The organism is Microbacterium sp. RU33B (genome assembly GCF_900155915.1).
Lineage (GTDB): Bacteria > Actinomycetota > Actinomycetes > Actinomycetales > Microbacteriaceae > Microbacterium.
In genome coordinates this window covers 1527618-1553036 of the sequence record NZ_FTPO01000001.1, presented here as the reverse complement: position 1 = coordinate 1553036, position 25419 = coordinate 1527618, and the positions used below count along the sequence as shown (strand labels likewise).

Below are 25419 nucleotides of genomic sequence, written 5' to 3'. Positions count from 1 at the left end.
CATGGACCACCACGATCTGAGCGACGACGAGCGCGAGCTCGCCCGTCTGGTGCGCGACTTCGCCGACGAGGTCGTCGCCCCTGCTTCCTACGAAGCCGACCGCACGAAGACGCTCCCGATGCACGTGGTCGCCCAGATGGGCGAGCTCGGGCTGTTCGGCCTGCCGTTCCCCGAAGAGTACGGCGGGCAGGGCGGCGACTACTTCGCCCTCTGCCTCGCGATCGAGGGCATCGCGCGCGTCGACCAGTCGATCGCCATCACGCTCGAGGCCGGGGTGAGCCTCGGAGCGATGCCGGTGTTCCGCTTCGGCACCGAGGAGCAGAAGCAGGAGTACCTGCCCTCGCTCCTCGCGGGCGAGCACCTCGCCGGCTTCGGTCTCACCGAGCCGGAGGCGGGTTCGGATGCCGGGGCCACCCGCACGACCGCGCGGCTCGAGGGCGGCGAGTGGGTCGTGAACGGCGCGAAGCAGTTCATCACGAACTCGGGGACGCCCATCACCCGCTTCGTCACGGTCACGGCCGTCACGGGCGAGAAGGACGGGCGCAAGGAGATCTCGACGATCCTCGTGCCCAACGGCACGCCCGGCTTCACGGTCGAGGCGCCGTACGACAAGGTGGGGTGGCACGCCTCCGACACGCATCCGCTCACGTTCGTCGACGCACGCGTGCCCGAGGCGAATCTGCTCGGCGAGCGCGGCCGGGGGTTCGCCAACTTCCTGCACATCCTCGACGAGGGCCGCATCGCGATCGCCGCGCTCTCCACGGGCGCCGCGGAAGGATGCCTCGAGGCATCCGTCGACTACGCCCGGAAGCGCACGGTGTTCGGCGAGCCGCTGTCGACCCGGCAGAGCATCCAGTTCATGCTCGCCCGCATGCAGCAGCGCGTGCACGTCGCCCGTCTCGCCTGGCACCACGCGGCGCGCCTCCGCGACGCGGGGAAGCCGTTCAAGACCGAGGCGGCGATCGCCAAGCTCACGGCGAGCGATGCGGCGATGGACAACGCCCGTGATGCGACGCAGATCTTCGGGGGCAACGGCTTCATGAACGAGTACCCCGTCGCCCGTCACTACCGCGACTCGAAGATCCTCGAGATCGGCGAGGGGACGAGCGAAGTGCAGCTGCTCGTGATCGCCCGTGCGCTCGGAGTAGCGTGAGCGACGTGACCGACCCGGCACCGCGGCAGCACATCCAGCGCGGACTCTACTTCGACGAGCTCGAGGTGGGTGCTCAGTACGCGCATCGCCCGGGGCGCACCGTGTCGGAGTCCGACAACATCCTGTTCTCCTCGCTCACGATGAACACGCAGGCGCTGCACCTGGACGCCGCGTTCTCCGAGACGCAGCCGTTCGGCCGGCGGCTCATGAACTCGATGTGGACGCTGTCGACGATGGTGGGACTCTCCGTCGGGCAGATCACGCAGGGTACGCTCGTCGCGCAGCTCGGTCTCTCCGACATCTCCTTCCCTGCGCCGCTCTTCCACGGCGACACGCTGTACGTCGACACCGAGATCGTCGACAAGCGGCCGTCGTCGTCGCGTCCGGGCCAGGGCATCGTCACGATGAGGCACACGGGTCGCAATCAGCACGGCGAGATCGTCGCGAGGGCCACGCGCGTCGCGCTGATGTGGTGCGCTCCGTCGGAGGCCGAGGCTCCGGATACGGGCGGAGTAGCGTGACGGCATGACCGACGACCGTCCCTTCCGTCTGGGCCCCGCTCTGCTGTTCTGCCCCGCCGACCGCCCCGAGCGGTTCCGCAAGGCGGCGGACCGGGCGGACGCCGTCATCCTCGACCTCGAGGACGCGGTGGCGTCCGCCGACAAGGCCAGGGCGCGCGGCGCCTTGATCGAGAGCGACCTCGACCCCGAACGCGTCATCGTGCGGGTCAATCCGCCCGAGACCGAGGCGTTCGTCTCCGACATCGCGACGCTGTCGCAGACCGACTACCGCACGATCATGGTGGCCAAGGCCGCCTCCGTGAAGCGGCTCAAGGCACTGGATCCGCGGTTCGCCGTCGTGGCACTGCTCGAGACCGCGAAAGGGGTGGCGCAGGCCGACCGCATCGCCGCCCTGACGAATGTGACGGCGCTCATGTGGGGCGCCGAAGACCTCGTCGCCTCGCTCGGCGGCAGCTCGAGCCGCCGGGCCGACGGTGCCTACCGCGACATCGCCCGCTACGCCCGTTCGCGCGTGCTCCTGGCCGCCGGCGCCCGCGCGAAGGCGGCGATCGACGCCGTGCACCTCGACATCGCCGACGCGCTGGGTCTGGCACGGGAGGCCGAGGACGCCGCCGCCTCCGGTTTCGCGGCGACCGCCTGCATCCACCCGAGTCAGGTCGAAGTCGTCCGGGCGGCATACCGTCCGTCGGATGCCGACGTCGCGTGGGCGCACGCGGTGCTGGCCGCCGCCGCCGGGGAGCGCGGTGTGTTCGCCTTCGACGGCCGGATGGTCGACGAGCCCGTGCTGCGGCACGCCCGGGCACTGCTGGCGCGCGCGGGGGACTAGCTCCTCAACCCGGCGATCGCCTCGGTCACCCGGCCGATGAGGTCGTAGGGGATGTCCTGTGTGTGCGGGAAGACGACCGAGTCCTTCTCCGACCGGTAGGGCGCGAGCTCGCTCTCGAGCGGCTCCGGGAGCGTCGGGACGGGGTAGAGCCCGATGTGCTTCTTCCAGCCGCCGATGTGCAGCGCGTAACGGCCCCCGCCGAGCATCACGGCCGCCATGCCGTAGCGGATGCGCTCCTCGGGCGGAGCGCCGTCGACTCCCGGCACCCGGGCGACGACGATCTCCCGGATGCGCCGCAGACGCTCCTGCACGTCGGGCGGGAACCCCGCGATGTACTCGTCGATCGTCGCGGGTGCCGTCATGGCGCGATCCTAGGCCAGGGCGTCGTCGTACGACAGGAGGCGCAGGCGCTCCTTCTCGAGCAGCACGCGGTAGGCCGAGCCGTTGGGCAGCTTCGTCCCGGGAAGGGGGAGCTCGCCGGCCGTGGCGTGGCGGATCAGTTCACGGATCAGGGCGCCGTGCGAGACGCAGATGGCGGATGCCGCGGCCGGCGCCGTCGTGCGCCGCACGTCTCGCGCCACGAGTCGGAGGCCGGCGATCGCCCGCGTGCGCAGATCTGCCCAGGGCTCGGCGCCCGGCACCTCGGCCGCGTGCCAGTCGCCCCAGCGCTCGAAGAACTCGTTCGTGTCGAGACCCTCCGCCTCGCCGTAGTTGCGCTCGCGCAGCTCGGGATAGTGCCCCGACACCTCCACGCCGAGTTCGGCGGCCATGATCGCCGCGGTCTCCCTCGCGCGGGAGAGGTCGCTGGACACCACGATGAGCGGCGCGCCGGGGTCGATCGTGTCGCGCAGACGCGCCGCGGCATCCCGGGCCTGCCCGCGACCCGTGTCGTTGAGCGGGATGTCGGTCGACCCCTGGATGCGGCGGGCCGCGTTCCAGTCGGTCTCGCCGTGGCGCACGAGGGTGAGGAGAGTCATCCTCTCGAGCCTAGCCGCGGGGCCGGGAGCGCCGACGTCAGTCGAGGGAGGGGAGGCGGTCGGCGAACGCGGCGAGCACGTCGCTCGTGCCGGCATCGATCTTGACCGTCGCCCGCGCATCGGCCCGCGTGATCCCGCGGTTGACGATGACGACGGGGATGCGGCGGCGGCGCGCACGCTCGACGAGACGGATGCCGGAGTTCACCACGAGCGACGAGCCGGCCACCACGAGCGCATCGCTCGTGCGCACGAGCTGCTCGGCCTCGCGGAACTTCTCGGCGGGGATGAACTCGCCGAAGAACACCACGTCGGGCTTCAGCATCCCGCCGCACACGCTGCACTCGGGCACGAGGAATCCGTCGCTGCTCTCGGGCAGCACGTCGCCGTCGGGTCCGAGCTTGACCTCTTCCGTGACGCTGATCCACGGATTGTCGGCTTCGACGCGGGCGGCCAGATCCCGTCGATCGAACACCTGCCCGCAGTGCGTGCAGAACACCCGGCGCATCGTGCCGTGGAGCTCGACGACCCGCCTGCTGCCGGCGCGCACGTGCAGGCCGTCGACGTTCTGCGTCACGACGCCCGAGGCGAGGCGGCGCTCCTCCAGCGTCGCGAGCGCGCGGTGGCCGGCGTTGGGCTCCGCGGCGGCGAACGCGCGCCAGCCGAGGTGGCTGCCCACCCAGTAGCGCCGGCGCGCCGCCGGGCTGGCGAGGAACTCCTGCGCGGTCATGGGCGTGCGCACAGGCGCGCCCTTGCCGCGGTAGTCGGGGATCCCGGAATCGGTCGAGACGCCGGCGCCCGTCAGCACCGCGATGCGCTTGCCGGAGAGCACGTCGAGGGCGCGCTCGAGCTCCGGCGCCGTCGCGTGCGCGAGGTCGCTCAGTGTCGTCATCCACCCACCCCCTCGATCCGAGCGTACGCCGCACGGGTTGCCGGGATGTTACGCGTCTCCGGGAGACGGGCACGTGGGAGAGTGGGCGGGTGAGGATCGAACAGGTGGCCGCCGCCGACGATGCCCGGCTCGCCGACTACCGCGATCTGACGGATGTCGCGCTCCGGCGCAAGCTCGAGCCCGAAGGCGGTCTCTACATCGCCGAATCGGCGAAGGTGATCGCGCGGGCCCTGAATGCGGGTCACCGACCGCGATCGGTGCTCGTGCAGGAGAAGTGGGTCGACGAGGTCGCCGAGCTCCTGGCCGGGCACGACGTGCCCGCGTACGTCGTCGCCCCCGAGATCGCCGAGTCGCTCACCGGGTACGCCGTGCACCGCGGAGCGCTCGCGGCGATGCATCGACCCGAGCTGCCGTCGGTCGTCGACGTCGTCGCCGGAGCGCGACTCGTCGTGGTGCTCGAAGACATCATGGACCACACCAACATCGGCGCGATCTTCCGCGCCGCCGCGGGTCTCGGCGCCGATGCCGTGCTCGTCAGCCCCCGGTGCGCCGATCCGCTGTACCGGCGCAGCGTCCGCGTCAGCATGGGCACCGTGTTCCAGGTGCCGTGGACGCGGCTCCCGGAGTGGAACGCCGCGGGCGGCATCCTGCACGACGAGGGCTTCCATCTCGCGGGACTCGCGCTCTCCGACGACGCCGTTCCGCTCGACGAGTTCGCGGCCGCGCGCCCCGAGCGCGTCGCGCTGATGCTGGGCGCCGAAGGAGACGGACTGAGCAGGCGCGCGCTCCGCGTCGCCGACACGGTCGTGACGATCCCGATGGCCGGGGGAGTCGATTCGCTCAACGTCGCGGCGGCCTCCGCCGTCGCGCTGTGGTCGCTGCGCCCGACCGGCGACTAGGCCTTCTCCGACGGCCCCCGGCCGCGGTGCGTGCCGGGGGCGATCGTCTCGATCGGCAGGCCGCTCGCGGTGTTCTCGTCGGAGCGCAGCAGGATCGGGGTGGGTTCGGGGCGCTTGGCCGTGATCGTGTCGCCCGAGGACTGGTGGCGGAGCCGGCGCAGCACCCACGGGGCCAGGTACTCGCGCGCCCACACCAGATCGACCGTGCGCGCTTCGCGCCACGTGCGCCGGGGGAAGGGATCCGGCTCCATGGGGGCCAGGTCGTTGGGCACGTTGAGCGCACGCAGCACCATGCGGGCGACTTCGTGGTGGCCGAGCCTGTTGTAGTGCAGGCGGTCGTCATCGAAGAACCGCATGTCCTGCACCTCTTTGAGCGCCCACTGATCCGCCACGACGCAGTCGTACTTGTCGGCGATGGCGCGGATGTTCTCGTTATAGATCGCGACACGACCCCGGATGCCGCGGAACACCGGCGTGAACTCGGTGTCGATGCCGGTGAAGGCGACGACCGTGGCGCCGGTGCCGGTGAGGCGCACGACGGCGTCCTCGAAGAGCTGGGCGACCGCGTCGGGGTCGCCGCCCGGTCGGATGACGTCGTTGCCGCCGGCGGAGAACGTGACGAGGTCGGGCTTCAGCTCGATCGCGGGCTCGATCTGCGTGTCGACGATCTGACCGATGAGCTTGCCGCGCACCGCGAGGTTGGCGTAGGCGAAGTCGTCGACCTGAGCGGACAGCACTTCGGCCACGCGATCGGCCCAGCCGCGGAGTCCGTTCGGGGCGGTCGGGTCGGGGTCGCCCACGCCTTCGGTGAACGAGTCGCCGATCGCGACGTAGCGACGCCACGGATGCAGGGTCTCGTTGGGGATGTAGGGGGTCCGATTCGGTTCGGGTGAGGGATCGTTCTTGGGCATCGTTCCTCCTTCGACGGTTCATCACCGACAGCCAGCCTACGGCGGGGGGTGTCGGCGCGCTCGTTTAGGGTGGGAACTCGCGCTGCTCGCCGCCGGCAGTCGCCGACACCGGGGGGAGGGGCTGCATGAACGACGACTCGTCGCTTCTCGAAGCGCCTTCCGCGTCGGGCTCCTCGGGGTCCGACGGCGAGCACCACTTCGGGTCGTTCGCCGCCGAGCACCTGTCGCCGAGCTTCCCGCAGCGCGCACCGTGGGGCACCGCGCAGCGACTGCGCGCGTGGCAGGCCGAGGCCCTCGACCTGTACTTCGGTCTCGACGGACCCGACGGTGTCGGCAAGGGGCCGCGCGATTTCCTTGCCGCGGCCACTCCGGGCGCCGGCAAGACCACGTTCGCCCTGCGTCTGGCGACCGAGCTCGTGCGGCGTCGGGTCGTCGACCGCATCGTCGTCGTCGCGCCCACCGAGCACCTGAAGACGCAGTGGGCGGATGCCGCAGCCCGTGTCGGCATCCGGCTCGACCCCGCCTTCAGCAACCGGCACTACGCGCCGGCCCGGCACTTCCACGGCGTCGCCGTGACGTATGCGCAGGTGGCGGTCAAGGCATCCGTCCACCAGCGGCTCGTGATCGATGCCCGCACGCTCGTGATCCTCGACGAAGTGCACCACGGGGGCGACGCCCTGAGCTGGGGCGACGCGCTGCGCGAGGCGTACGCGCGTGCGACGCGACGGCTCCTGCTGTCGGGCACGCCGTTCCGCAGCGACACCGCGCCGATCCCGTTCGTGGAGTACCACCCCGATCGCCACGGCATCCGCATCTCCCGCACCGACTACGCCTACTCGTACCGTCGCGCCCTCGAAGACGGCGTCGTCCGGCCCGTGCTGTTCCACGTCTACGCCGGCCACATGAAGTGGCGCACGAAGGCGGGCGACGAGATGGAGGCCCATCTCGGACAGGACAACACGAAGGACATCACGTCGCAGGCCTGGCGCACGGCGCTGAACCCCGAGGGCGACTGGATCCCGGCGGTGCTGAGATCGGCGGATCGGCGCCTCACCGAGGTGCGCGAGCAGGTCCCGGATGCCGGCGGACTCGTGATCGCCACGGATCAGACGGCGGCGCGCGCCTACGCAGCGATCCTGCACCAGGTATCCGGGGAGGAGCCGACGATCGTGCTCTCCGACGAGGCCGAGGCGTCCGCGCGCATCGAGGCGTTCTCGAAGGGCACTTCGCGGTGGATGGTCGCTGTGCGCATGGTCTCCGAGGGCGTCGACGTGCCGCGCCTGGGCGTCGGGGTGTACGCGACGTCGGCGTCAACGCCGCTCTTCTTCGCGCAGGCGATCGGCCGCTTCGTGCGGGCCCGCAAGCGCGGCGAGACGGCGAGCGTGTTCCTCCCGAACGTTCCGCAGCTGCTCGCCCTCGCGCATGAGCTCGAGAAGCAGCGCGACCATGCGCTCGACCGCGACACCGACGACGAGCCGGGTCTCGACGAAGACGCGATGAACGCGGCGGAGCGCGAGGACAAGGCATCCGACGCCCTCACCGAGGAGTTCGAGTACGCCGCACTGGGTTCGGTCGCCCACTTCGACCGCGTGCTGTTCGACGGGCGCGAGTTCGGCGAGCTCGCCGTGCCCGGCACCCCCGAGGAGGAGGAGTTCCTGGGGCTCCCCGGCCTCCTCGAGCCCGAGCACGTGCACGAGCTGCTCATGCAGCGCCAGTCGCGGCAGAGCCGTCATCGCAAGGCGCGCGAAGAGCGGGAGGCGGCATCCGGCGGACTGTCGGCGCCCGCGACCGAGCCGGGCGGACTGCCCCAGCCGCTCCACCGCACGCTCAAGGAGCAGCGACAGCTGCTCAACAGCCTCGTGGGTCTGTACGCCCGTCAGACCGGCGAACCGCACGGCGCGGTGCACGCCGAGCTGCGACGGGTGTGCGGGGGACCCGCCGTCGCCCAGGCGACGGTCGCGCAGCTGCAGGCCCGCATCGACGTCCTGCGGTCGCGCGTGCGTTCCTGAGCCACGGCTCGCCCCTCGTGTGTCGACGAGGCGGGAGCGCTCAGCGACGCTGCAGGAGGAGGACGCCGTCGGTGTGGGTGCCGGGGTGGCCGTCGGGATCGGATGCCGCGCGTGATCGCGTCTCGACGAGCACGGGCGTCCACACGGCGGCATCCGGCGCGAGCAGGGCGAGCTCGACGTCGGGCGCCGGCATCCTCGGTGCGCCCTCGGGGAGTTCGTCGACCCAGGACGGCGGCGCGGCATGCGAGACGACGAGCAGGTGACCGCCTGGAGCGACGCGCTCCGCCGCGGCGCGCAGGATGTCGATCCGGGGGAAGTCCGGATCCCACGAGTGCAGGAAGCTCGCCGTCACGAGGTCGAACGGCCCGTCCGGAAGGTCGAGCTCGGCGTCAGCGGTGACGAACACCGCCCGTGCGGCGTCGAGGCCGCGCTCCCGTGCGGCGGCGGACGCGCGCGCGACGGCGGTCGCTGAGACGTCGGTCGCCGTGACGCGCCAGCCGTGCTCGGCGAGCCAGACCGCGTCGCCGCCTTCGCCGCATCCCACGTCGAGCGCCGATCCGGGCGCGAGCGGTGCGACCACGTCGGCGAGGGTCGCGTTGACGCGGCCCGACCACGTCCGCTCGGTGTCGGCGTAGCGCGCCTCCCAGGCCTCGCTGCGCGCCGTGCGACGCGCGTGGGCCACGGCGCGGTCGGCGTCCTCGGCCACGAGTGCCGCGTTGACGGCTGCGCCGGCCATCGACCCGGCACCCATCGACACGGGCACGTTGGCGAAGGGCTGCACGACGTTGCCGGCGGCCCAGACGCGGGGGTGGCTCGTCGCGCCGAGCGCGTCGACGGCGAGCGGTCGTCCGGGCAGGTCGGCGCGGGCGAGATCGAGCTCCGCGACGAACGCCAGGTCGAGGCGCGGGCCGGGTGCGACGAAGAGCGCGTCGAGGGGATGCTCGGTCCCGTCCGCGGTGCGCACGGCTGCGAGGGTGACGTCATCGCCGGTGAGCGCGGTCACGGCACTGGCGACGATGCGGAAGCCGCGTGCGGCGAGACGCTCGGCCAGAGCCTCGTCGAGCGGCTCGACATCGGCGACGAACGCCGTGACGTCGTCGCTCCACTGACGCACGAGCTCGAGCTGGTGCATACCGGCCGGAGAGGTGACGAGCACTCCGAGGCGTCGGTCGGCGACCTCCCAGCCGTGGCAGTAAGGGCAGTGGAGGATGCTGCGGCCCCACCGTTCGCGCAGCCCGGAGACGTCCGGCAGGTCGTCGTGCACGCCGGATGCGACGACCATCGCGCGGGCCCGCACCTCGGTCCCGTCGTCGAGGGTCACCCGGAGCGCGTCCGTCGCGTCGCGCACGTGCACCACGGCGCCGGAGCGGACGACGACGCCGTAGCGCCGCACCTCGTCGCGTCCGCGCGCCAGGAGGTCGGACGGGGGAGTGCCGTCGAGTCCGAGGACGCCGTGCATGTGGTCGGCGACGCGGTTGCGCGGGCTGCCGCCGTCGACCACGAGAGTCCGGCGGCGTGCGCGTCCGAGCATCTGCGCCGCGCTGAGTCCTGCGGCCCCGCCGCCGATGACGACGACATCCCATTCGTGGAGTTCCATGCTCCGACTGTCGGCGAGATCGACAAATACTGCAATCTCTCTTGCCGATATGGCAAGATCTTCGCATGACGGACGATCTCGCCCACATCGGACAGCGACTGCGCTCGGCACGGCAGTCGAAGGGCTGGACCCTCGACGATCTCGCCGGCAGCACGGGGATGTCGGCCAGCACGCTGTCGCGACTCGAGTCGGGTAAGCGGCAGGCGACGCTCGAACTGCTGCTGCCGCTGACACGGCGGCTGGGAATGCGCATCGACGACCTGCTGGCATCGCCGCCGGTCGACCCCCGTGTCCGTCGCCGCGTGACCCGCCGCGACGGGATGGTCATCGCACCGCTCACGCTCGAGGACTCGCCCGTCCAGACCTTCAAGATCGTCTATCCAGCGGCATCCGAGGCTCCCGCCCCCCGCATCCACGACGGCTACGAGTGGGTGTTCGTGCTGAGCGGCCGTCTCCGGCTCGTGCTCGACGGCGTCGAGCACGTCATCGAGCCGGGCGAATCGGCCGAGTTCGACACGCGCGCACCGCACAGTCTCAGCGCGATGCCCGACGCGGCCGTCGAGGTCATCAGCATCTTCAGCCCGACGGGGGAGCGAGTCCACACGCACCTGTCCGAGGGGTGACGCGGGGCCGGGTTCGGGAATCCGAAATGCTGTCAATCGTCGTCTCGGCGCGAGTCGGCGGCCGTGCCCTGGCTACCGTGGAGGCATCCCCCTCTTCCACCGCCGACTCGGAGGCCTCCTATGAGCGCGCCCGCAGAGCCGACCGCACGCGACCGCCGTCGCTGGGCTCAATATCTCGTCAACGAGCGCGCGGAGGCCCGTGTCTACCGGGCACTCGCGACGCGACGGGAAGGAGAGGAGCGCGAGATCCTGCTGGCTCTCGCCGACGCCGAGGGGCGACACGAAGCGCACTGGCTCGAACTGCTCGGCGGTGAGCCGGCACGCCTGCCGCGGCCCGATTTCGGAACCCGCGCGCTCGGCTGGATGGCGACGCGCTTCGGCTCGATCTTCGTCCTCGCGCTCGCCCAGAACGCCGAAGGGCGCTCCCCGTACGACGACGAGCCGTTCGCCACGGCGGCCATGGCGGCCGACGAGAAGGTCCACCACGAAGTCGTCCGAGGATTGGCGGCCCGCGGGAGACGGCGGCTGTCCGGCACGTTCCGCGCGGCGGTCTTCGGGGCGAACGACGGTCTCGTGTCGAACCTCGCTCTCGTGCTCGGCATCGGCGCGACGGGCGTCTCCGCGCAGGTCGTGCTCTTCAGCGGCATCGCCGGACTGCTCGCGGGCGCACTCTCGATGGGCGCGGGCGAGTTCGTCTCGGTGCGGTCGCAGCGCGAGCTGCTGGCGGCCACCGAGCCCAGCGACTTCGCCGATGCGGCGCTTCCCGACCTCGACCTCGACGCGAACGAGCTCGCCCTCGTGTACCGCACCCGCGGGATGCCGGCGGACGAGGCGCTCGAACGCGCGCAGCTCGTCGTCCGCACCGCGCACGCCGCGGATCGCTCGGTTCCGTACACGCGCGAGCCCGAGCCGTGGTCGGAGGAGCACGAGCTCGTCGGCGGAGCCTGGGGCGCGGCGATCTCGAGCTTCCTGTTCTTCGCCTCCGGTGCGATCATCCCGGTGCTGCCGTGGATCTTCGGGCTGTCCGGCATCCCGGCCGTCGCGGTGGCGCTCGTGCTCGTGGGCATCGCCCTGCTCGCCACCGGTGCCATGGTCGGTCTCCTTTCGGGAGGACCGCCCCTCAAGCGCGCCCTGCGTCAGCTCGCGATCGGATTCGGCGCCGCCGCGATCACGTACGCGCTCGGTCTCCTCTTCGGCGTCTCGATGGGCTGAGCGCGCGTGACGGTCGGCGCGGTTCGTCGACGGTGTCGTGACGTGGTAATGTCATTCCTCGGTTGCAAAACCGAAATCCACCTCGCGCGGGTGGCGGAATAGGTAGACGCGCTAGCTTGAGGTGCTAGTGCCCTTTAACGGGCGTGGGGGTTCAAGTCCCCCCTCGCGCACAGTGAGAAGGCCCCGGAAACGGGGCCTTCTTCGTTGTCGGAGAACGGCGGATAGGTTGGACACCATGCCCGGAACCCCCGACCTTCCCGAGGTCGTCGCCGTCGCGCGCGACCTCATCCGGTTCGACACGTCGAACTGGGGCGGAGGGCGTTCGAACGGCGAGCGCGAAGCCGCCGAGTACGTCGCCGCGTACCTCGAGTCGCTGGGCCTGACGCCCGAGTTCTACGAGCCGATTCCCGGTCGCACCAACGTGATGGCACGCGTCACGGGCCGCAACCCCGAGAAGCCGGCGCTGATCCTGCACGGGCACCTCGATGTGGTCCCGGCCGTGGCCGAGGATTGGAGCGTCGACCCGTTCGCCGGCGAGATCCGCGACGGGATGCTGTGGGGGCGGGGCGCCGTCGACATGAAGGACATGGATGCCATGATCCTCACCTCGATCGCCGAGATCCTGCGCGCGGGCGAGCAGCCCGAGCGCGACGTCATCCTGGTCTTCTTCGCCGACGAGGAGAACGGCGGTGTCGAGGGCTCGACGCTCGTCGTGCGCGACCGTCCGGAGTGGTTCGCCGGCGCGACCGAGGCGATCAGCGAAGTCGGCGGGTACTCGATCTCGGTCGGCGATCGCCGGGCGTACCTGCTGCAGGTGGGGGAGAAGGCCCTCATCTGGCTGAAGCTCGTCGCGCGCGGCCGGGCGGGTCACGGCAGCCGCTACCACCCCGAGAACGCCGTCACGCGTCTGTCCGAGGCCGTCTCCGCTCTCGGGCGCACGGAGTGGCCGATCCGCCTGACGGCGACGACCCGTCAGCTGCTGGACGGGCTCGCCGAACTGTCCGACGTCGCCGCCGACGATCCCGACGCCCTCGCCGACACGACGGGCGCGGCATCCGGGTTCATCCGCTCCACCCTGCGCACGACGACGAACCCGACCGGCCTCACTGCGGGCTACAAGCACAACGTGATCCCCGATCGCGCCGAGGCCCTCATCGACGTCCGGGTGCTGCCCGGCACTGAGGAGGCCGCCCTCGCCGACATCCGTCGCATCGTCGGCGACGACATCGACGTCGAGGTCGTCGTTCAGGACATCGGTCTGGAGGTGCCGTTCGACGGCGCGCTCGTCGATGCGATGGTGGCCGCGCTCGGGCGCCACGACCCCGGGGTGCCGGTCATCCCGTACCTGATGGGCGGCGGCACCGACAACAAGGCGCTCTCGCGGCTCGGCATCGCCGGCTACGGCTTCGCACCGTTGCGGCTGCCCGGCGACCTCGACTTCACGGGCATGTTCCACGGCGTCGACGAGCGGGTGCCGCTGGACGCACTCGTGTTCGGCCAGCGCGTGCTCACCGATCTCCTCCGAACGTACTGACGGAAGGCCCCCATGCACTTTCTCGAGGCGCTCTTCCTGGGCTTCATCCAGGGACTCACCGAGTTCCTGCCGATCTCCTCCAGCGCGCACCTGCGCATCATCGGCGAGTTCCTCCCCGGTGCCGAAGACCCGGGCGCCGCGTTCACCGCGATCACGCAGATCGGCACCGAGGCGGCGGTGGTCGTGTTCTTCTGGCGTGACATCGTGCGCATCATCGGCAGCTGGTTCCGCTCGCTCGCGGGCAAGGTGCCGCGCAGCGATCCGGATGCCCGGATGGGCTGGCTGATCATCATCGGCAGCATCCCGATCGTCGTCCTCGGCCTGCTCTTCCAGGACCAGATCGAGACCGTCTTCCGATCGCTCTGGCTCGTCGCGGGCATGCTGATCTTCTTCGGCGTGCTCCTGGGCATCGCCGACCACGTGGGCGCGAAGAAGCGGAAGCTGCAGGACATCACGGTGCCGCGCGGCGTCATCTTCGGCTTCGCTCAGGCCCTCGCGCTCATCCCGGGCGTCTCACGGTCGGGCGGCACGATCACGGCGGGGCTCTTCATGGGCTTCGAGCGGGCGGCCGCGGCACGGTACGCGTTCCTCCTCGCCATCCCGGCGGTCTTCGGCAGCGGCTTCTACCAGCTCGTGAAGAACTGGGACGAGCCGGGTGTCTACTCGCTCGGCGAGACGGCGGCCGCCACGGGGGTGGCGTTCGTCGTCGCCCTCGGCGTCATCGCGCTGTTCATGAAGTGGATCTCCACGCACAGCTTCCTGCCGTTCGTGATCTACCGGGTCGCGCTGGGTTCGCTCGTGCTCGTGCTGCTGGCGACGGGCGTGCTGCAGGCGTACTGAGCGCGCGGATTCCGCCGCGTCGTCAGCGGCGCGGCGGGTCGTCGCGGCCGGGCTTGCTCGGGCCGTCGCCGCCGCGGCGGAGGTAGCGCTCGAACTCCTGCGCGATGGCGTCGCCGGATGCCTCGGGGGAGTCCCACGTGTCGCGCGTGCGCTCGAGCTGGCGGATGTACTCCGTCATCTCCTCGTCGTCGGCGGCGGCCGCGTCGATGGATGCCTCCCACGCGGCGGCCTCCGTGGCCAGCTCTCCGCGCGGCACGTCGGCGCCCGTGATCTCGGCCAGCCGCTCGAGGAGCGCCAGGCTCGCCTTGGGTGACGGCGTGTGCCCGGCGACGTAGTGCGGGACGCTCGCCCACAGCGACGCGGTCGGGATCCCGGCTTCGTCGGCCGAGTGGCCGAGCACGCTCAGGATGCCGACCGGACCCTCGTACGTGCTGCGCTCGAGGCCCAGGGCGGTGCGGACGATCTCGCTGTCGCTGCCCGAGAAGATCGAGATCGGCCGGGTGTGCGGCACGTCCGACATCATCGAGCCCAGCGCGATGAAGCCCGTGATGTCCTCCCGCAGGGCGACGTCGACGAACTCGCCGGCGAACGCCTGCCAGGCGCGTGCGGGCTCGACGCCCGTCAGCAGCCACAGCTCCGTGCCCTCGCCCGGGTCGACGGGCCGCAGGATCGTGGCCTCGGGCCAGCGCAGCATCCGGCGCCCTTCGCCGTCGATGACCGCCTGCGGGCGCGTGTACTGGTAGTCGAAGTACAGCTCGGGGTCGACCGAGAACACGGGTTCGTACGCTCCGCTGTCCTTCAGATGCGCGACGGCCGACGACGCGGCCTCGCCGGCGTCGTTCCAGCCGTCGAAGGCTGCGATGAGCACCCTGCGTCCCAGTCCGTCCACGCGACCTCCTCCACCCCGATCCGGGGTGCATCCAGAATAGGCGTCGCGTCGCTCACGCGGGGCGCCTCGGGCGGCGTGCCCCGACCCTCCCCGTCCGTCCTCGGTAGGGTTGTGCGGTGAGCCAACCTTCTCTGCGCGCCGTCCTGTGGGACATGGACGGCACCCTCGTCGACACCGAGCCCTACTGGATGGCGGCCGAGACGCCGCTCGTGGAGAGCTTCGGAGGCACGTGGTCGCACGAGCAGGGCCTGCGTCTCGTGGGCCTCGGACTCGAGGACTCAGCGGCGATCTTCCAAGCCGCGGGGGTGCGGATGACGGTGCCCGCGATCATCGACCACCTGACGGCCGACGTCATGAACCAGCTCGCGACCAAGGGCGCGCCGTTCCGACCCGGCGCCCGCGAGCTGCTGCGCAGCCTCAAGGACGCCGGCATCAAGACGGCCCTCGTCACGATGTCGATGCGGCGGATGGCCGACGCGGTGCTCGAGCTCGTCGACGACGACGCCTTCGACGTCGTCATCGCGGGGGACGAGTCCACCCGGCCCAAGCCGTTCCCCGACCCGTACCTGCAGGCGTGCACCGCCCTCGGCGTCGACCCGGGCGAGACCGTGGCCATCGAGGACTCGCCGAACGGACTGCGCTCCGCCGTCGCCGCGGGGTCGGCGGTCATCGGCGTCCCTCTGATGGTGTCGCTCGTCGGAGCGGGCGCCCACACGGTGTGGCCGACGCTCGAGGGCCGCACCGCCGACGACGTCCGCACCTTCCACGCCGGGCACGTCGCCGCCCGCGCCGCCCGCACGGGCGCCGTGCCGACCATGGAGGAGTCGCGATGACCACTCAGCGACCGAGCGGCCCGTTCCGCGTGGGCGACCGCGTGCAGCTCACCGGGCCCAAGGGCCGGATGCACACGATCACGCTCCGCGAGGACGGCGAGCTGCACACCCACCACGGCGTGCTGAAGCACACGGCGCTCATCGGCGCGCCCGACGGATCGGTCGTCGCGAACAGCGGCGGCCACGAGTACCTGGCGCTGCGTCCGCTCCTGCGCGACTTCGTCATGTCGATGCCGCGCGGCGCCGCGATCGTCTACCCGAAGGACGCCGCGCAGATCGTGACGCAGGCGGATGTCTTCCCCGGCGCGGTCGTCGTCGAGGCCGGGGTGGGATCGGGCGCGCTCGCCCTGTCGCTCCTGCGCGCGACCGGCCCCGACGGCCGCCTGATCTCGTTCGAGCGCCGCGCCGACTTCGCCGACGTGGCCCAGGCGAACGTCGCGACGTTCCTCGGGGGCCTGCCCGACACGTGGGACCTCGTCGTCGGCGACCTGGTCGAGACGCTGCCCACGACGGTCGAGCCGGCATCCGTCGACCGCGTCGTGCTCGACATGCTCGCGCCGTGGGAGTGCATCGACGTCGTCGCCGACGCGCTCGCCCCGGGCGGGGTCGTGCTCTGCTACGTCGCCACCGCGACGCAGCTGAGCCGGGTAGCGGAGTATGTGCGCAACACGGGTCTGTTCACCGAGCCCGAAGCCAGCGAGACGATGGTGCGCGGCTGGCACGTGGAGGGACTCGCCGTGCGACCCGATCACCGCATGGTCGCGCACACCGGCTTCCTCATCACCGCGCGGCGCCTGGCCCCGGGTGCGATCCCGCCCGACGTCAAGCGCCGCGCGTCGAAGACGCCGAGCTACGGCGACGACGACGTCGAGCAGTGGACGCCCGGAGCGGTCGGCGACCGCCAGATCACCGACAAGAACCTGCGCAAGCGCGTGCGCGACGCCCAGAAGGCCGCCGACGGAGCGCGGATCGCGGCATCCGGGCGCGCGCAAGGCGACGCGGATCCGGGCGCCTAGACTGTCGTGGTGCGCAAGACCCCTGCAGCAGTCTCCGGCCTCGCCGTCCTCGCTCTCGCCGCGCTGACCCTCGTGGGCTGCAGCGCCGGAGCGCCGGCGGCCTGCGATCGCCCCGCCGTGTCCGACCCGGTCGTCATGGACCTGATCACCGTCTCCGGCGACGCCGACGAGGCACCCGAGATCGACATCCCGACGCCCCTGCGTCTCGTCGAGGGCGGCTACCACGACGTCATCACGGGCGAGGGCACGCCGCTCACGGCGCCCAGCCAGCTCTCCGTCCTCGACATCACGCTCGTGAACGGTGCGACGGGCGAGACCATCGTGCAGGCGCCGAGCGAGACCGATCTGACCGCGGTCTTCCCGACGTCGGCCATCACCGACATCATCCCGGCCTTCGAATCGGCCCTGCAGTGCGCCACGGAGGGCTCGCGCGTCGTCGTGGCCCTCGCACCCGGCGACATGTCGGCCGACCTCATGACGCGGTTCGGCCTGGCCGAAGACGACTCCGCCGTCGCGGTCATCGATGTGCGCAAGGTCTACCTCCCGCGGGCCGAGGGCACGCTGCAGTTCAACTCCGGCAACGGCCTGCCCTCGATCTCCCGCGCGCCCGACGGGCGTCCGGGCATCTCGTTCCCGGATGCGGCGGCCCCGACCGACCTCGTGATCCAGACGCTCATCAAGGGCGATGGAGACGTCGTCACCGGCGACGCGCCCGTGCGCGTGCACTACTCCGGTGCGGTGTGGGGTGCCGATGAGACGTTCGACTCGTCGTGGGACGGCGAGGGGCGCTCCCTCACGCTCGACGGTGTGGTCCCCGGCTTCGCGGCCGCCCTCGAAGGACAGACCGTCGGCTCGCAGGTGATGGTCGTCGTCCCGCCCGATCAGGGCTACGGCGATCAGGCGCAGGGGTCGATCCCCGCGGGCTCGACTCTCGTGTTCGTCATCGACATCCTGGGCCTCGACGCGGCCGCCACGCAGTAGACCGCCGACCTAAGATGGCAGGGTGTCTGCCGCCAGTCGTCCCGAGGAGCGCCTCGTCAACCTCGTGGTCGCGCTCACCTCGACGGAGCAGGGCCTGACGAAGGACACGATCCTCACGTCCGTCTCGGGCTACCGCGAGCAGAGCGAGGCGGGTGCCAAGAAGGACGCGCTCGAGAAGATGTTCGAGCGCGACAAGGAGGCGCTGCGCCGCCTCGGAGTGCCCATCGAGACGATCGGCGACTGGGCGGAGCCCGACGACCTCCGCGAAGCGCGGTACCGCGTTCCCTCCTCCGAGTACGTGCTGCCCGACGACATCACGTTCACACCGTCCGAGATCGCGCTGCTCAATCTCGCCGGCGGCGTGTGGAGCGCGAGCTCGATGTCGGCCGACGCCCGCAGCGGCCTCCGCAAGATCCAGGCCCTCGGCATCCCGGTCGACGAGCCGATCATCGGCTATTCGCCGCGCATCAGCCTCCGCGAGCCGTCGTTCGCGCCGCTGCAGCGCGCGATCGAGCAGAGCGTCGCGGTCACCTTCTCCTACCTCAAGCCCGGTGAGGCCGCCCCGCGCACGCGGCGCGTGCAGCCGCTGGCCCTCGTCGAGTACGAAGCGCGCTGGCACGTGTACGGCATCGATCGGGATGCCGCGGGCGACCGCACGTTCCTGCTGTCGCGCATCGTCGGCGACGTCGTGCAGACGCGCGACCGGTTCGACGCTGCGCTGAAGGACGGTGCGGGGGAGCGGGCGAAGGCGGGCCTGGATGCGCTCGCCGAGCGTCAGCGCGCCCTCCTCGAGATCGACCCCGGCACCGAGGCCGCCCTGCGTCTGAGCCGCCGGTCGACGCCCGCCGAACAGGGCGTGCACGTGTCGTTCGTCGATCTGCACATCCTCGCCGACGAGCTCGCCTCGTACGGCCCCGAGGTGCGCGTCGTCGAGCCCGACGCCCTGCGCGCCGCGGTGATCGAACGACTCGAGGCCACCGCGACGGTCAACGGAGGTGCCGCGTGAACACCCGCAAGCCCCTCGTCGCCACGGATCGCGCCGCGATCATCCTCCAGCTCGTGCCCTATCTGATCGGAAAGGGCGAGGTGTCGATCGCCGAGGCGGCGGACGAGTTCGACGTCACGCCCGAGCAGATGCGCGACATGGTCGAGAAGCTCACCTCGATCGGCCTCCCCGGCGACGGTGGCTACTGGCAGATGCCGAACGACCTGTTCGACATCGACTGGGACCTGCTCGACCAGCGCGACCTCGTCGTCATCACGAACAAGGTCGCCCTCGAGCGTGCTCCGAAGTTCACCGCGCGCGAGGCCGCCGCCCTGCTGGCCGGCCTCCAGCTCGCCCGGACGATTCCGGGCATCGGCGACACCGATCTGTTCGCCGCGCTGCTCGCCAAGCTCGAGCGCGGCGCCTCCGGCACCCCGGCGGAGCTCATCGTGGCCTCCGGTCCGGTCGACGCCGTGCGCGAGGCCGTCGCGCAGGCGCTGAACGACGGCGTCGCGGTCTCGTTCACCTACAAGGCTCCGGATGCCGCTCCCACGACGCGCACCGTCGACCCCGTGAAGGTGCACATCGCCGACGGCCAGTGGTACCTGCAGGGCTGGTGCCACCTGCGCCAGGCGATGCGCACGTTCCACCTGGACCGGGTGGGCGATCTCGAGCTCACCGGCATCGCGAGCACGCACCGCTCCGAGGCCGCTCCCGCCTTCTTCGAGCCGGGCGAGGGCGACATCACCGCCACGATCCGCTTCGCCACGCCGCTGACTCCGCTGCTCGGCGACTATCTGCGCGACGCCGAGATCGACACCACGGGCGACGTGTCCACGGCACAGGTGCGGCTCGCCGACGAGCGGGCGCTGCGCCGGCTCGCCGCGCACCGCGGCGGAGCCGTCGAGATACTGGCGCCCGAAAGCGCACGGCGGGCTGCCGTCGAGTGGGCCGCCGCCGGTCTCGCGCAGTACCGCTGACCGGCTCGGCGCGGGGACAGCCCGCGCATGCCGGGTTAGACTTGTGGGACACCGTCGACGACAGGGAGTCCTCATGGGCGCATTCGGGTGGCCGCACCTACTGATCATCCTCGCGGTGATCCTGCTTCTGTTCGGCGCAGCGAAGCTTCCGGCTCTCGCCAAGAGCATCGGCCAGTCCGCCCGTGTCTTCAAGGGCGAGATGAAGGCCATGAAGGACGACGACGCCACTCCCGCCGCCGCGACCACGGTCACGACGCAGGCGGCCGAGACGCCCGTCGTCGCCCCTGCTCCGCCCGCGACGCCGGACGGCCCGCCCAGCGTCAAGCCCTGACCCGTCGTGGTGACGACGGGTCCACCGCCGGCGATCGATCCGGGGACGCCGCGGCGCGACAAGCGGATGTCGCTCGCCCAGCATCTGATCGAGCTGCGTCGCCGGCTGTTCTTCGCCGTCCTCGCGCTGATCGCCGGGATGGTCGTGGCGTTCATCATCACGACGCCCGTCATCGAGCTGCTCACCGAGCCCATCCGCATCGTCGCCGAAGCCCGCGACGACGAGCGCATCGCGCTGATGTTCACGACCGTCACGAGCGGGTTCGATCTGCGCATGCGGATCGCCTTCGCGATCGGCCTGCTGATCTCGGCGCCGTTCTGGCTGTGGCAGATCTGGGCCTTCGTGATGCCCGGTCTGACGCGCAAGGAGATGCGCTACACGCTCGGGTTCATGGGAGCCGCGGTTCCGCTCTTCTTCGCCGGCACCGCGGTCGCGTGGCTGGTCGCGCCCCACATCATCGAGCTGATGGCGACGTTCGTCCCCGAGGGCGGCACGCAGCTGCTGTACCAGTACGACGTCTACTACGACTTCATCTTCAAGCTGCTGCTCGTGGTCGGGATCTCGTTCGTCCTGCCGGTGTTCCTCGTCGCTCTCAATCTCGCGGGGATCATGTCGGGACGCGACATCCTCAAGGGGTGGCGCGTCGCGATCCTGACCGCCACGATCTTCGCCGCCGTCGCGACGCCCGCCGTGGAGGTCGTGTCGATGCTGCTGCTGGCCGGCATCCTGATCGTGCTCTTCTTCGCGGCGGCCGGCGTCTCGCTGCTGTTCGATCGAGGCAAGAGGAAGCGGGAAGAGGCGCTGCTGCCGCCTGAGACCGCGGCATGACCGACGCGAGTCCCGCGGAGCGCTACGCCCGCGCCGAGGAGAACCGCATGCATCCCGTGACCGTCGAGTTCGCGGCCTCCCAGCGCTTCACCCTCGACCCCTTCCAGGTCGCCGGATGCCACGCGCTCGAAGACGGCAGCAGTGTGCTCGTCGCAGCCCCCACCGGCGCGGGCAAGACGATCGTCGGCGAGTTCGCGATCCACCTCGCGATGCGCGAGCCGGGCGACAAGGCGTTCTACACGACGCCGATGAAGGCGCTGTCGAACCAGAAGTTCCGGGAGCTCTGCGAGGTCTACGGCGAGAGCGAGGTGGGCCTGCTCACCGGCGACACCAACATCAACGGCAACGCCCGCGTGGTGGTGATGACCACCGAGGTCCTGCGCAACATGCTGTACGCGGACTCCTCGGCGCTGCGCGGCCTCCGCTATGTCGTGATGGACGAAGTCCACTACCTCGCCGACCGCTTCCGGGGGGCGGTGTGGGAGGAGGTCATCATCCACCTTCCGCCGAGCGTCCGCGTCGTGGCGCTGTCGGCCACCGTCTCGAACGCGGAGGAGTTCGGCGACTGGCTCGACACGGTGCGCGGCGATACCGAGGTCATCGTCTCGGAGACGCGTCCGGTCCCTCTCGAGCAGCACGTCCTCGTGCGCGGCGACCTCCTGCCGCTCTTCGACGACCGCGCAGGCATCGCGACGGCGCAGGTCAACCAGGAGCTCATGCGCATCCGCTCCTTCAAGGGCCCGACGTTCGAGAACAACCGCCGCGTGCAGCAGATGCGCTCCTCGGGGGGCTCCGGCGAGCGCAGCCGCCCCTCCGGCGGGTACGAGGCATCCCGACGCCGGCCCCAGAAGGGCGGGCAGCGTCCCGTCCGCTCGGCCAACGTGCAGCGCATCGAGCGGCTCGACCGACCCGAGGTCGTGCACCTCCTGTCGCGGGCGAACCTCCTGCCCGCGATCTTCTTCATCTTCAGTCGCGTCGGGTGCGACGCCGCCGTGAACCAGGTGGCGCGGTCGGGCCTGCGGCTCACCACGCCCGACGAGCGCGCCGAGATCCGCGCGGTCGTCGAGGAGCGCACCCGAAGCCTCCACGAGGAGGACCTGGGCGTCCTCGGGTTCTGGGAGTGGCGCGAGAACCTCGAGCGCGGGCTCGCCGCCCACCACGCCGGGCTTCTGCCGGCGTTCAAGGAGGTCGTCGAGGAGCTCTTCCGGCGCAAGCTCGTGAAGGTCGTGTTCGCCACCGAGACGCTCGCCCTCGGCATCAACATGCCGGCGCGCACGGTCGTGCTCGAGAAGCTCGAGAAGTTCAACGGCGAGGCCCGGGTCGCGATCACGTCGGGGGAGTACACCCAGCTCACGGGTCGTGCCGGCCGCCGCGGGATCGATGTGGAGGGCCACGCGGTCATCCAGTGGACCGAGGGCCTCGATCCGCAGGCCGTGGCCGCGCTCGCCTCGCGTCGCACCTACCCGCTGAACTCCAGCTTCCGGCCCACGTACAACATGGCCGTCAACCTCATCGACCGCTTCGGCCGCGGCGAGGCCCGGGAGATCCTCGAGTCGTCGTTCGCGCAGTTCCAGGCCGATCGCTCGGTGGTGGGTCTGGCCCGCCAGGTCAAGGAGCTCGAGGAGTCGCTCGCGGGGTACGCGAAGGCGATGACGTGCGACCGCGGAGACTTCACCGAGTACTCCCGCATCCGCCGCGACCTCGGCGATCTCGAGAAGCTCAACCGCAAGGACGCCACCGCATCGCGCGCCGTCCGGGACGCCCGGCTCAGCGAGATCGCCTCGCTGCGCAAGAGCATGCAGCGGCACTCGTGCCACCAGTGCCCGGATCGCGAGAACCATGCGCGGTGGGCCGAGCGCTACTGGAAGATGCAGCGGCAGATCGACAAGCTGCGGCAGTCGATCCAGGCGCGCACCGGCACGGTGGCGCGCATCTTCGACCGCGTCGTCGACGTGCTGACCGAGCTCGATTACGTGCGCCTGGAGCCCGACGGGTCGACGACCCTCACGGCGGCGGGCCGCACGATGCGGCGCATCTACGGCGAGCGCGACCTGCTCGTGGCCGAAGCGCTGCGGCTGGGGCTGTGGAAGGACCTGGATGCCCCCTCCCTGGCCGCGCTGGCGTGCTCGCTCGTCTACGAGCCCCGCAGGGACGACAACGGCCCGGGGGAGCATGGACTGCCCCGGGGGCCGTTCCGTGCCGCTCTGAGCGACACCCAGGATCTCTGGCAGCGCCTCGACGACCTCGAGCAGAGCCATCGGCTGCCGGGCACCGAGTCGGTGGCCGCGGGTCTGGCGCAGGCGATGCACTCGTGGGCGCGCGGTGTGCCGCTGGACCGGGTGCTCGTCGAGGCCGATCTGGCCGCCGGCGACTTCGTGCGGTGGACGAAGCAGACGATCGATCTGCTCGATCAGCTCTCGCTGGTGGCCGATGCGCCGGTCGCCACGACCGCCCGCAAGGCGCTGGACGCCGTGCGCCGCGGGATCGTCAGCTACAGCTCGGTGTGAGCCCGGGCGGAGGAGACCCGGCGCCGGTTCGACGCCGCGTCGCTTAGGCTCGATCCGTGCCCCCGACCCCCGAGCCGTCGCCCCTGCGGTCCGTGCGGGAACAGGCCCTGCTGCCGCTGTGGGCGGCCCTCGCGGCATCCGTCGTCTCGGGCCTCGTCCTCACCCTCGCGTTCCCCGACGTCGCCTGGTGGCCGCTCGTGTTCGTCGCGGTGCCGCTGGCTCTCGTGAGCCTCATCGGGCGGAGCGCGTGGTCGGCGCTGCTCGTCGGATTCGCCTACGGCGCCGCGCTCTTCTTCGTCAATCTCTCCTTCACGGCGCGCTACCTCGGCCCGGTGCCGTGGATCGCGCTGTCGATGCTGGAGGCGATCCTCACGGGGGTGGCCGCGATCGCCCTCACGCTGGCGTACCGCTGGCTGCCGAGGCTCGCCGCGGGTCCCTGGGCGCGACTGGTCGCCCTGCCGGCCCTCGTCGCGGGAGTCTGGACGATGCGGGAGCAGCTGATCGGCACCTTCCCCTACGGCGGATACCCGTGGGCGCGCATCGGGGTGACGCAGTCGAACGGACCGCTGGCTGACGTGGCGTCATGGGTCGGGATGTCGGGGCTGACGTTCCTCGTCGTGTTCGCGTGCGCCGCCGCCGTGGAGTACGTCCGCCTCCGACGCCTCACCGACCTGCGCACGGCGCTTCCCGCGGCGCTCACGGTGACCGTGCTGTTCGTCCTGCCGCAGTTCCCCACGACGGATGTCGGCAGCCTCCGCGTCGGCGCCGTGCAGGGCAACGGTCCTGCGGGCTACTTCGACCAGCGCGAGCCGTACGCCGTCCTGAACGCGCAGCTGCTGGCCACCGAGCCGCTCCTGGATCAGGAGATGGACGTGCTGCTCTGGCCGGAGGGCGGCGTCGACGCCGATCCGACGCAGAGCATCGTCGCGGCGGCCGCCCTCGACGAGCTCGCCGAGACGCTGGATGCCCCGCTCCTCGTCGCCGCCGTGACGCAGCGCGGCGAGGAGTACTTCAACTCCTCTCTCCTGTGGGAGGCGGGGGCCGAGAATCCGGTCGCGGTGTACGACAAGCGGCATCCGGTGCCCTTCGGCGAGTACGTGCCGAACCGCGAGATCTGGAGCCTGTTCGCGCCCGACCTCATCGGCCTGATCCAGCGCGAGTACACCCCGGGAACGGCTGAGCCCTTCTTCGACCTCGACGGCGTGGGGGTGGGGCTGGCCATCTGCTTCGACGTCATCTACGACGACGTGATCTGGGACGGCGCGCGCGAGGGCGCCCAGATCTTCATGTTCCAGACCAATAACGCCGACTTCCGTGGGACGAACGAGAACCTCCAGCAGCTCGCGTTCGCCCGCATGCGCGCGATCGAGACGGGCCGATCGGTCGTGAACATCTCGACCGTCGGCACGAGTCAGATGATCGCGCCGGACGGATCGGAGATCCAGCGCCTCGACGCGGATGTCGCGGGTCACCTGCTCGCCGACGTGCCTCTGCGCACCGGACTCACGCCGGCCGTCGTGCTCGGACCGGCGCTGACCGCTCTGTGGGGGTGGGGGAGCGCCCTGGCTCTCGCCGTGGTCGGCACGCTCGTTCTCGTCCGCCGGCGCAACGCGAAGACGCCGGCCCCCGAAGGAGCCGGCGTCTCGTGAGTGCGGGTGGCGTCAGGCGCTGATCTTGTCGATCGAGACGTCTTCGCCGGCGCCGCGGCGGGCGCGGACGAACGCGAGGCGCTCTTCGAGGAGCTCTTCGAGCTCGGGCAGTGTGCGACGCTCCAGCAGCATGTCCCAGTGGCTGCGGGCGACCTTGTCACCGGAGTGGTCGACCTCGGCAGTCTTGCCGCCGCCGATCTGCAGCAGAGCCTCGGCGCCGCACGTGCGGCACTCCCACGCGTCGGGGACTTCTGCATCCGCCGCGAAGGTCAGGTGGGAATCACGTCCGCAGGACGTGCAGGTGTAGGTGTGATGTGCGCGTTCATGGAACACGACGCCCTCTTCGCTCTGTAGGCTCTGGGCGCCGAGTCGGATGCCGCGCAGACTGCGGTCTGCCATTGTGTGGTCCTTTCGTCGCGTACTCAGGTA

The 25419-nt window shown here is 71.1% G+C and carries 25 protein-coding genes and 1 tRNA gene; 19 read left to right on the top strand and 7 right to left on the bottom strand.

Annotation, left to right across the window (positions count from 1 at the left end; genetic code table 11):
• Position 1: 1 nt before the first annotated feature.
• From B0B14_RS07575 to B0B14_RS07565, 3 genes are read left to right on the top strand one after another with little or no spacing between them, the layout of a single operon-like run.
• Positions 2 to 1153, top strand: a complete 1152-nt coding sequence (locus B0B14_RS07575; protein ID WP_076680814.1) for an acyl-CoA dehydrogenase family protein — start codon at positions 2 to 4, stop codon at positions 1151 to 1153.
• Between the two features lie 5 nt (positions 1154 to 1158).
• Complete coding sequence (locus B0B14_RS07570) at positions 1159 to 1674, top strand: MaoC family dehydratase (RefSeq protein WP_256714292.1); 516 nt, start codon at positions 1159 to 1161, stop codon at positions 1672 to 1674.
• Positions 1675 to 1678: 4 nt separating this feature from the next.
• The gene (locus B0B14_RS07565; RefSeq protein WP_076680812.1) at positions 1679 to 2500 is read left to right on the top strand and encodes an HpcH/HpaI aldolase/citrate lyase family protein; all 822 of its coding nucleotides are present in this window, start codon (positions 1679 to 1681) and stop codon (positions 2498 to 2500) included.
• Here the strand turns inward: B0B14_RS07565 and B0B14_RS07560 are convergent.
• Genes B0B14_RS07560 through B0B14_RS07550 form a run of 3 tightly spaced genes read right to left on the bottom strand, consistent with a single transcriptional unit; the run spans position 2497 to position 4366 of the window.
• Positions 2497 to 2862, bottom strand: a complete 366-nt coding sequence (locus B0B14_RS07560; RefSeq protein WP_076680811.1) for an iron chaperone — start codon at positions 2860 to 2862, stop codon at positions 2497 to 2499. The genes B0B14_RS07565 and B0B14_RS07560 overlap by 4 nt on opposite strands.
• A gap of 9 nt (positions 2863 to 2871) precedes the next feature.
• Positions 2872 to 3477 carry a histidine phosphatase family protein gene (locus B0B14_RS07555; protein WP_076680810.1) on the bottom strand — a complete coding sequence of 202 codons (606 nt, stop codon included), beginning with the start codon at positions 3475 to 3477 and terminating at the stop codon, positions 2872 to 2874.
• Between the two features lie 37 nt (positions 3478 to 3514).
• On the bottom strand, positions 3515 to 4366 hold the full coding sequence (locus B0B14_RS07550; protein WP_076680809.1) for a Sir2 family NAD-dependent protein deacetylase: 852 nt from the start codon (positions 4364 to 4366) through the stop codon (positions 3515 to 3517).
• 89 nt (positions 4367 to 4455) lie between these two features.
• Between B0B14_RS07550 and B0B14_RS07545 the strand changes: the two genes are divergently transcribed.
• Entirely contained in the window at positions 4456 to 5265 is an 810-nt protein-coding gene (locus B0B14_RS07545) for a TrmH family RNA methyltransferase (RefSeq protein WP_076680808.1), read from the top strand.
• Here B0B14_RS07545 and B0B14_RS07540 read toward each other — a convergent pair.
• A complete protein-coding gene (locus tag B0B14_RS07540) occupies positions 5262 to 6176 on the bottom strand; it encodes an SGNH/GDSL hydrolase family protein (protein WP_083710392.1) in 915 nt (304 codons plus the stop codon). The two genes, B0B14_RS07545 and B0B14_RS07540, sit on opposite strands and share 4 nt — an antisense overlap.
• Positions 6177 to 6301: 125 nt before the next feature.
• Between B0B14_RS07540 and B0B14_RS07535 the strand changes: the two genes are divergently transcribed.
• Complete coding sequence (locus B0B14_RS07535; RefSeq protein ID WP_083710391.1) at positions 6302 to 8185, top strand: DEAD/DEAH box helicase; 1884 nt, start codon at positions 6302 to 6304, stop codon at positions 8183 to 8185.
• A gap of 40 nt (positions 8186 to 8225) precedes the next feature.
• Here the strand turns inward: B0B14_RS07535 and B0B14_RS07530 are convergent, their stop codons facing one another.
• Positions 8226 to 9782, bottom strand: coding sequence for an FAD-dependent oxidoreductase (locus B0B14_RS07530; protein WP_076680807.1), 1557 nt, complete (start codon positions 9780 to 9782; stop codon positions 8226 to 8228).
• A gap of 65 nt (positions 9783 to 9847) precedes the next feature.
• Here B0B14_RS07530 and B0B14_RS07525 point away from each other — a divergent pair, with 65 nt between their 5' ends.
• From B0B14_RS07525 to B0B14_RS07505, 5 genes are all read left to right on the top strand, one after another.
• Complete coding sequence (locus B0B14_RS07525; protein WP_076680806.1) at positions 9848 to 10405, top strand: helix-turn-helix domain-containing protein; 558 nt, start codon at positions 9848 to 9850, stop codon at positions 10403 to 10405.
• 120 nt (positions 10406 to 10525) lie between these two features.
• Positions 10526 to 11617: a VIT1/CCC1 transporter family protein gene (locus B0B14_RS07520; RefSeq protein WP_076680805.1), complete on the top strand. Its 1092-nt coding sequence runs from the start codon at positions 10526 to 10528 to the stop codon at positions 11615 to 11617.
• An 84-nt stretch (positions 11618 to 11701) separates the two neighbouring features.
• Positions 11702 to 11787, top strand: a tRNA-Leu gene (locus B0B14_RS07515).
• 65 nt (positions 11788 to 11852) lie between these two features.
• Positions 11853 to 13151 carry a M20/M25/M40 family metallo-hydrolase gene (locus B0B14_RS07510; RefSeq protein WP_076680804.1) on the top strand — a complete coding sequence of 433 codons (1299 nt, stop codon included), beginning with the start codon at positions 11853 to 11855 and terminating at the stop codon, positions 13149 to 13151.
• A gap of 12 nt (positions 13152 to 13163) precedes the next feature.
• Entirely contained in the window at positions 13164 to 13991 is an 828-nt protein-coding gene (locus tag B0B14_RS07505) for an undecaprenyl-diphosphate phosphatase (RefSeq protein WP_076680803.1), read from the top strand.
• A gap of 22 nt (positions 13992 to 14013) precedes the next feature.
• On the opposite strand, the gene B0B14_RS07500 is transcribed toward B0B14_RS07505, so the two are convergent.
• Positions 14014 to 14880, bottom strand: coding sequence for a PAC2 family protein (locus B0B14_RS07500; protein WP_076680802.1), 867 nt, complete (start codon positions 14878 to 14880; stop codon positions 14014 to 14016).
• A 116-nt stretch (positions 14881 to 14996) separates the two neighbouring features.
• Between B0B14_RS07500 and B0B14_RS07495 the strand changes: the two genes are divergently transcribed.
• The 9 genes from B0B14_RS07495 to lnt all read left to right on the top strand — a co-directional run bounded on the left by B0B14_RS07495 (position 14997) and on the right by lnt (position 24990).
• Positions 14997 to 15713, top strand: a complete 717-nt coding sequence (locus B0B14_RS07495; protein ID WP_076680801.1) for an HAD family hydrolase — start codon at positions 14997 to 14999, stop codon at positions 15711 to 15713.
• Positions 15710 to 16729 carry a tRNA (adenine-N1)-methyltransferase gene (locus B0B14_RS07490; protein ID WP_076680800.1) on the top strand — a complete coding sequence of 340 codons (1020 nt, stop codon included), beginning with the start codon at positions 15710 to 15712 and terminating at the stop codon, positions 16727 to 16729. Before B0B14_RS07495 ends, B0B14_RS07490 begins: the two co-directional genes overlap by 4 nt.
• A gap of 9 nt (positions 16730 to 16738) precedes the next feature.
• Positions 16739 to 17710: an FKBP-type peptidyl-prolyl cis-trans isomerase gene (locus B0B14_RS07485; RefSeq protein ID WP_076681331.1), complete on the top strand. Its 972-nt coding sequence runs from the start codon at positions 16739 to 16741 to the stop codon at positions 17708 to 17710.
• Positions 17711 to 17732: 22 nt separating this feature from the next.
• On the top strand, positions 17733 to 18716 hold the full coding sequence (locus tag B0B14_RS07480) for a helix-turn-helix transcriptional regulator (protein WP_076680799.1): 984 nt from the start codon (positions 17733 to 17735) through the stop codon (positions 18714 to 18716).
• Positions 18713 to 19675 carry a helix-turn-helix transcriptional regulator gene (locus B0B14_RS07475; RefSeq protein WP_076680798.1) on the top strand — a complete coding sequence of 321 codons (963 nt, stop codon included), beginning with the start codon at positions 18713 to 18715 and terminating at the stop codon, positions 19673 to 19675. Before B0B14_RS07480 ends, B0B14_RS07475 begins: the two co-directional genes overlap by 4 nt.
• A 73-nt stretch (positions 19676 to 19748) precedes the next feature.
• Positions 19749 to 20006 carry a Sec-independent protein translocase subunit TatA gene (tatA, locus tag B0B14_RS07470; protein WP_076680797.1) on the top strand — a complete coding sequence of 86 codons (258 nt, stop codon included), beginning with the start codon at positions 19749 to 19751 and terminating at the stop codon, positions 20004 to 20006.
• Positions 20007 to 20072: 66 nt separating this feature from the next.
• The gene (gene tatC, locus B0B14_RS07465; protein WP_076680796.1) at positions 20073 to 20834 is read left to right on the top strand and encodes a twin-arginine translocase subunit TatC; all 762 of its coding nucleotides are present in this window, start codon (positions 20073 to 20075) and stop codon (positions 20832 to 20834) included.
• The gene (locus B0B14_RS07460) at positions 20831 to 23341 is read left to right on the top strand and encodes a DEAD/DEAH box helicase (protein ID WP_076680795.1); all 2511 of its coding nucleotides are present in this window, start codon (positions 20831 to 20833) and stop codon (positions 23339 to 23341) included. Before tatC ends, B0B14_RS07460 begins: the two co-directional genes overlap by 4 nt.
• 56 nt (positions 23342 to 23397) lie before the next feature.
• Complete coding sequence (gene lnt / locus B0B14_RS07455) at positions 23398 to 24990, top strand: apolipoprotein N-acyltransferase (RefSeq protein ID WP_256714290.1); 1593 nt, start codon at positions 23398 to 23400, stop codon at positions 24988 to 24990.
• A gap of 12 nt (positions 24991 to 25002) precedes the next feature.
• Here lnt and B0B14_RS07450 read toward each other — a convergent pair whose 3' ends face one another.
• Positions 25003 to 25389 carry an RNA polymerase-binding protein RbpA gene (locus B0B14_RS07450; protein ID WP_076680794.1) on the bottom strand — a complete coding sequence of 129 codons (387 nt, stop codon included), beginning with the start codon at positions 25387 to 25389 and terminating at the stop codon, positions 25003 to 25005.
• Positions 25390 to 25419 lie beyond the last annotated feature (30 nt).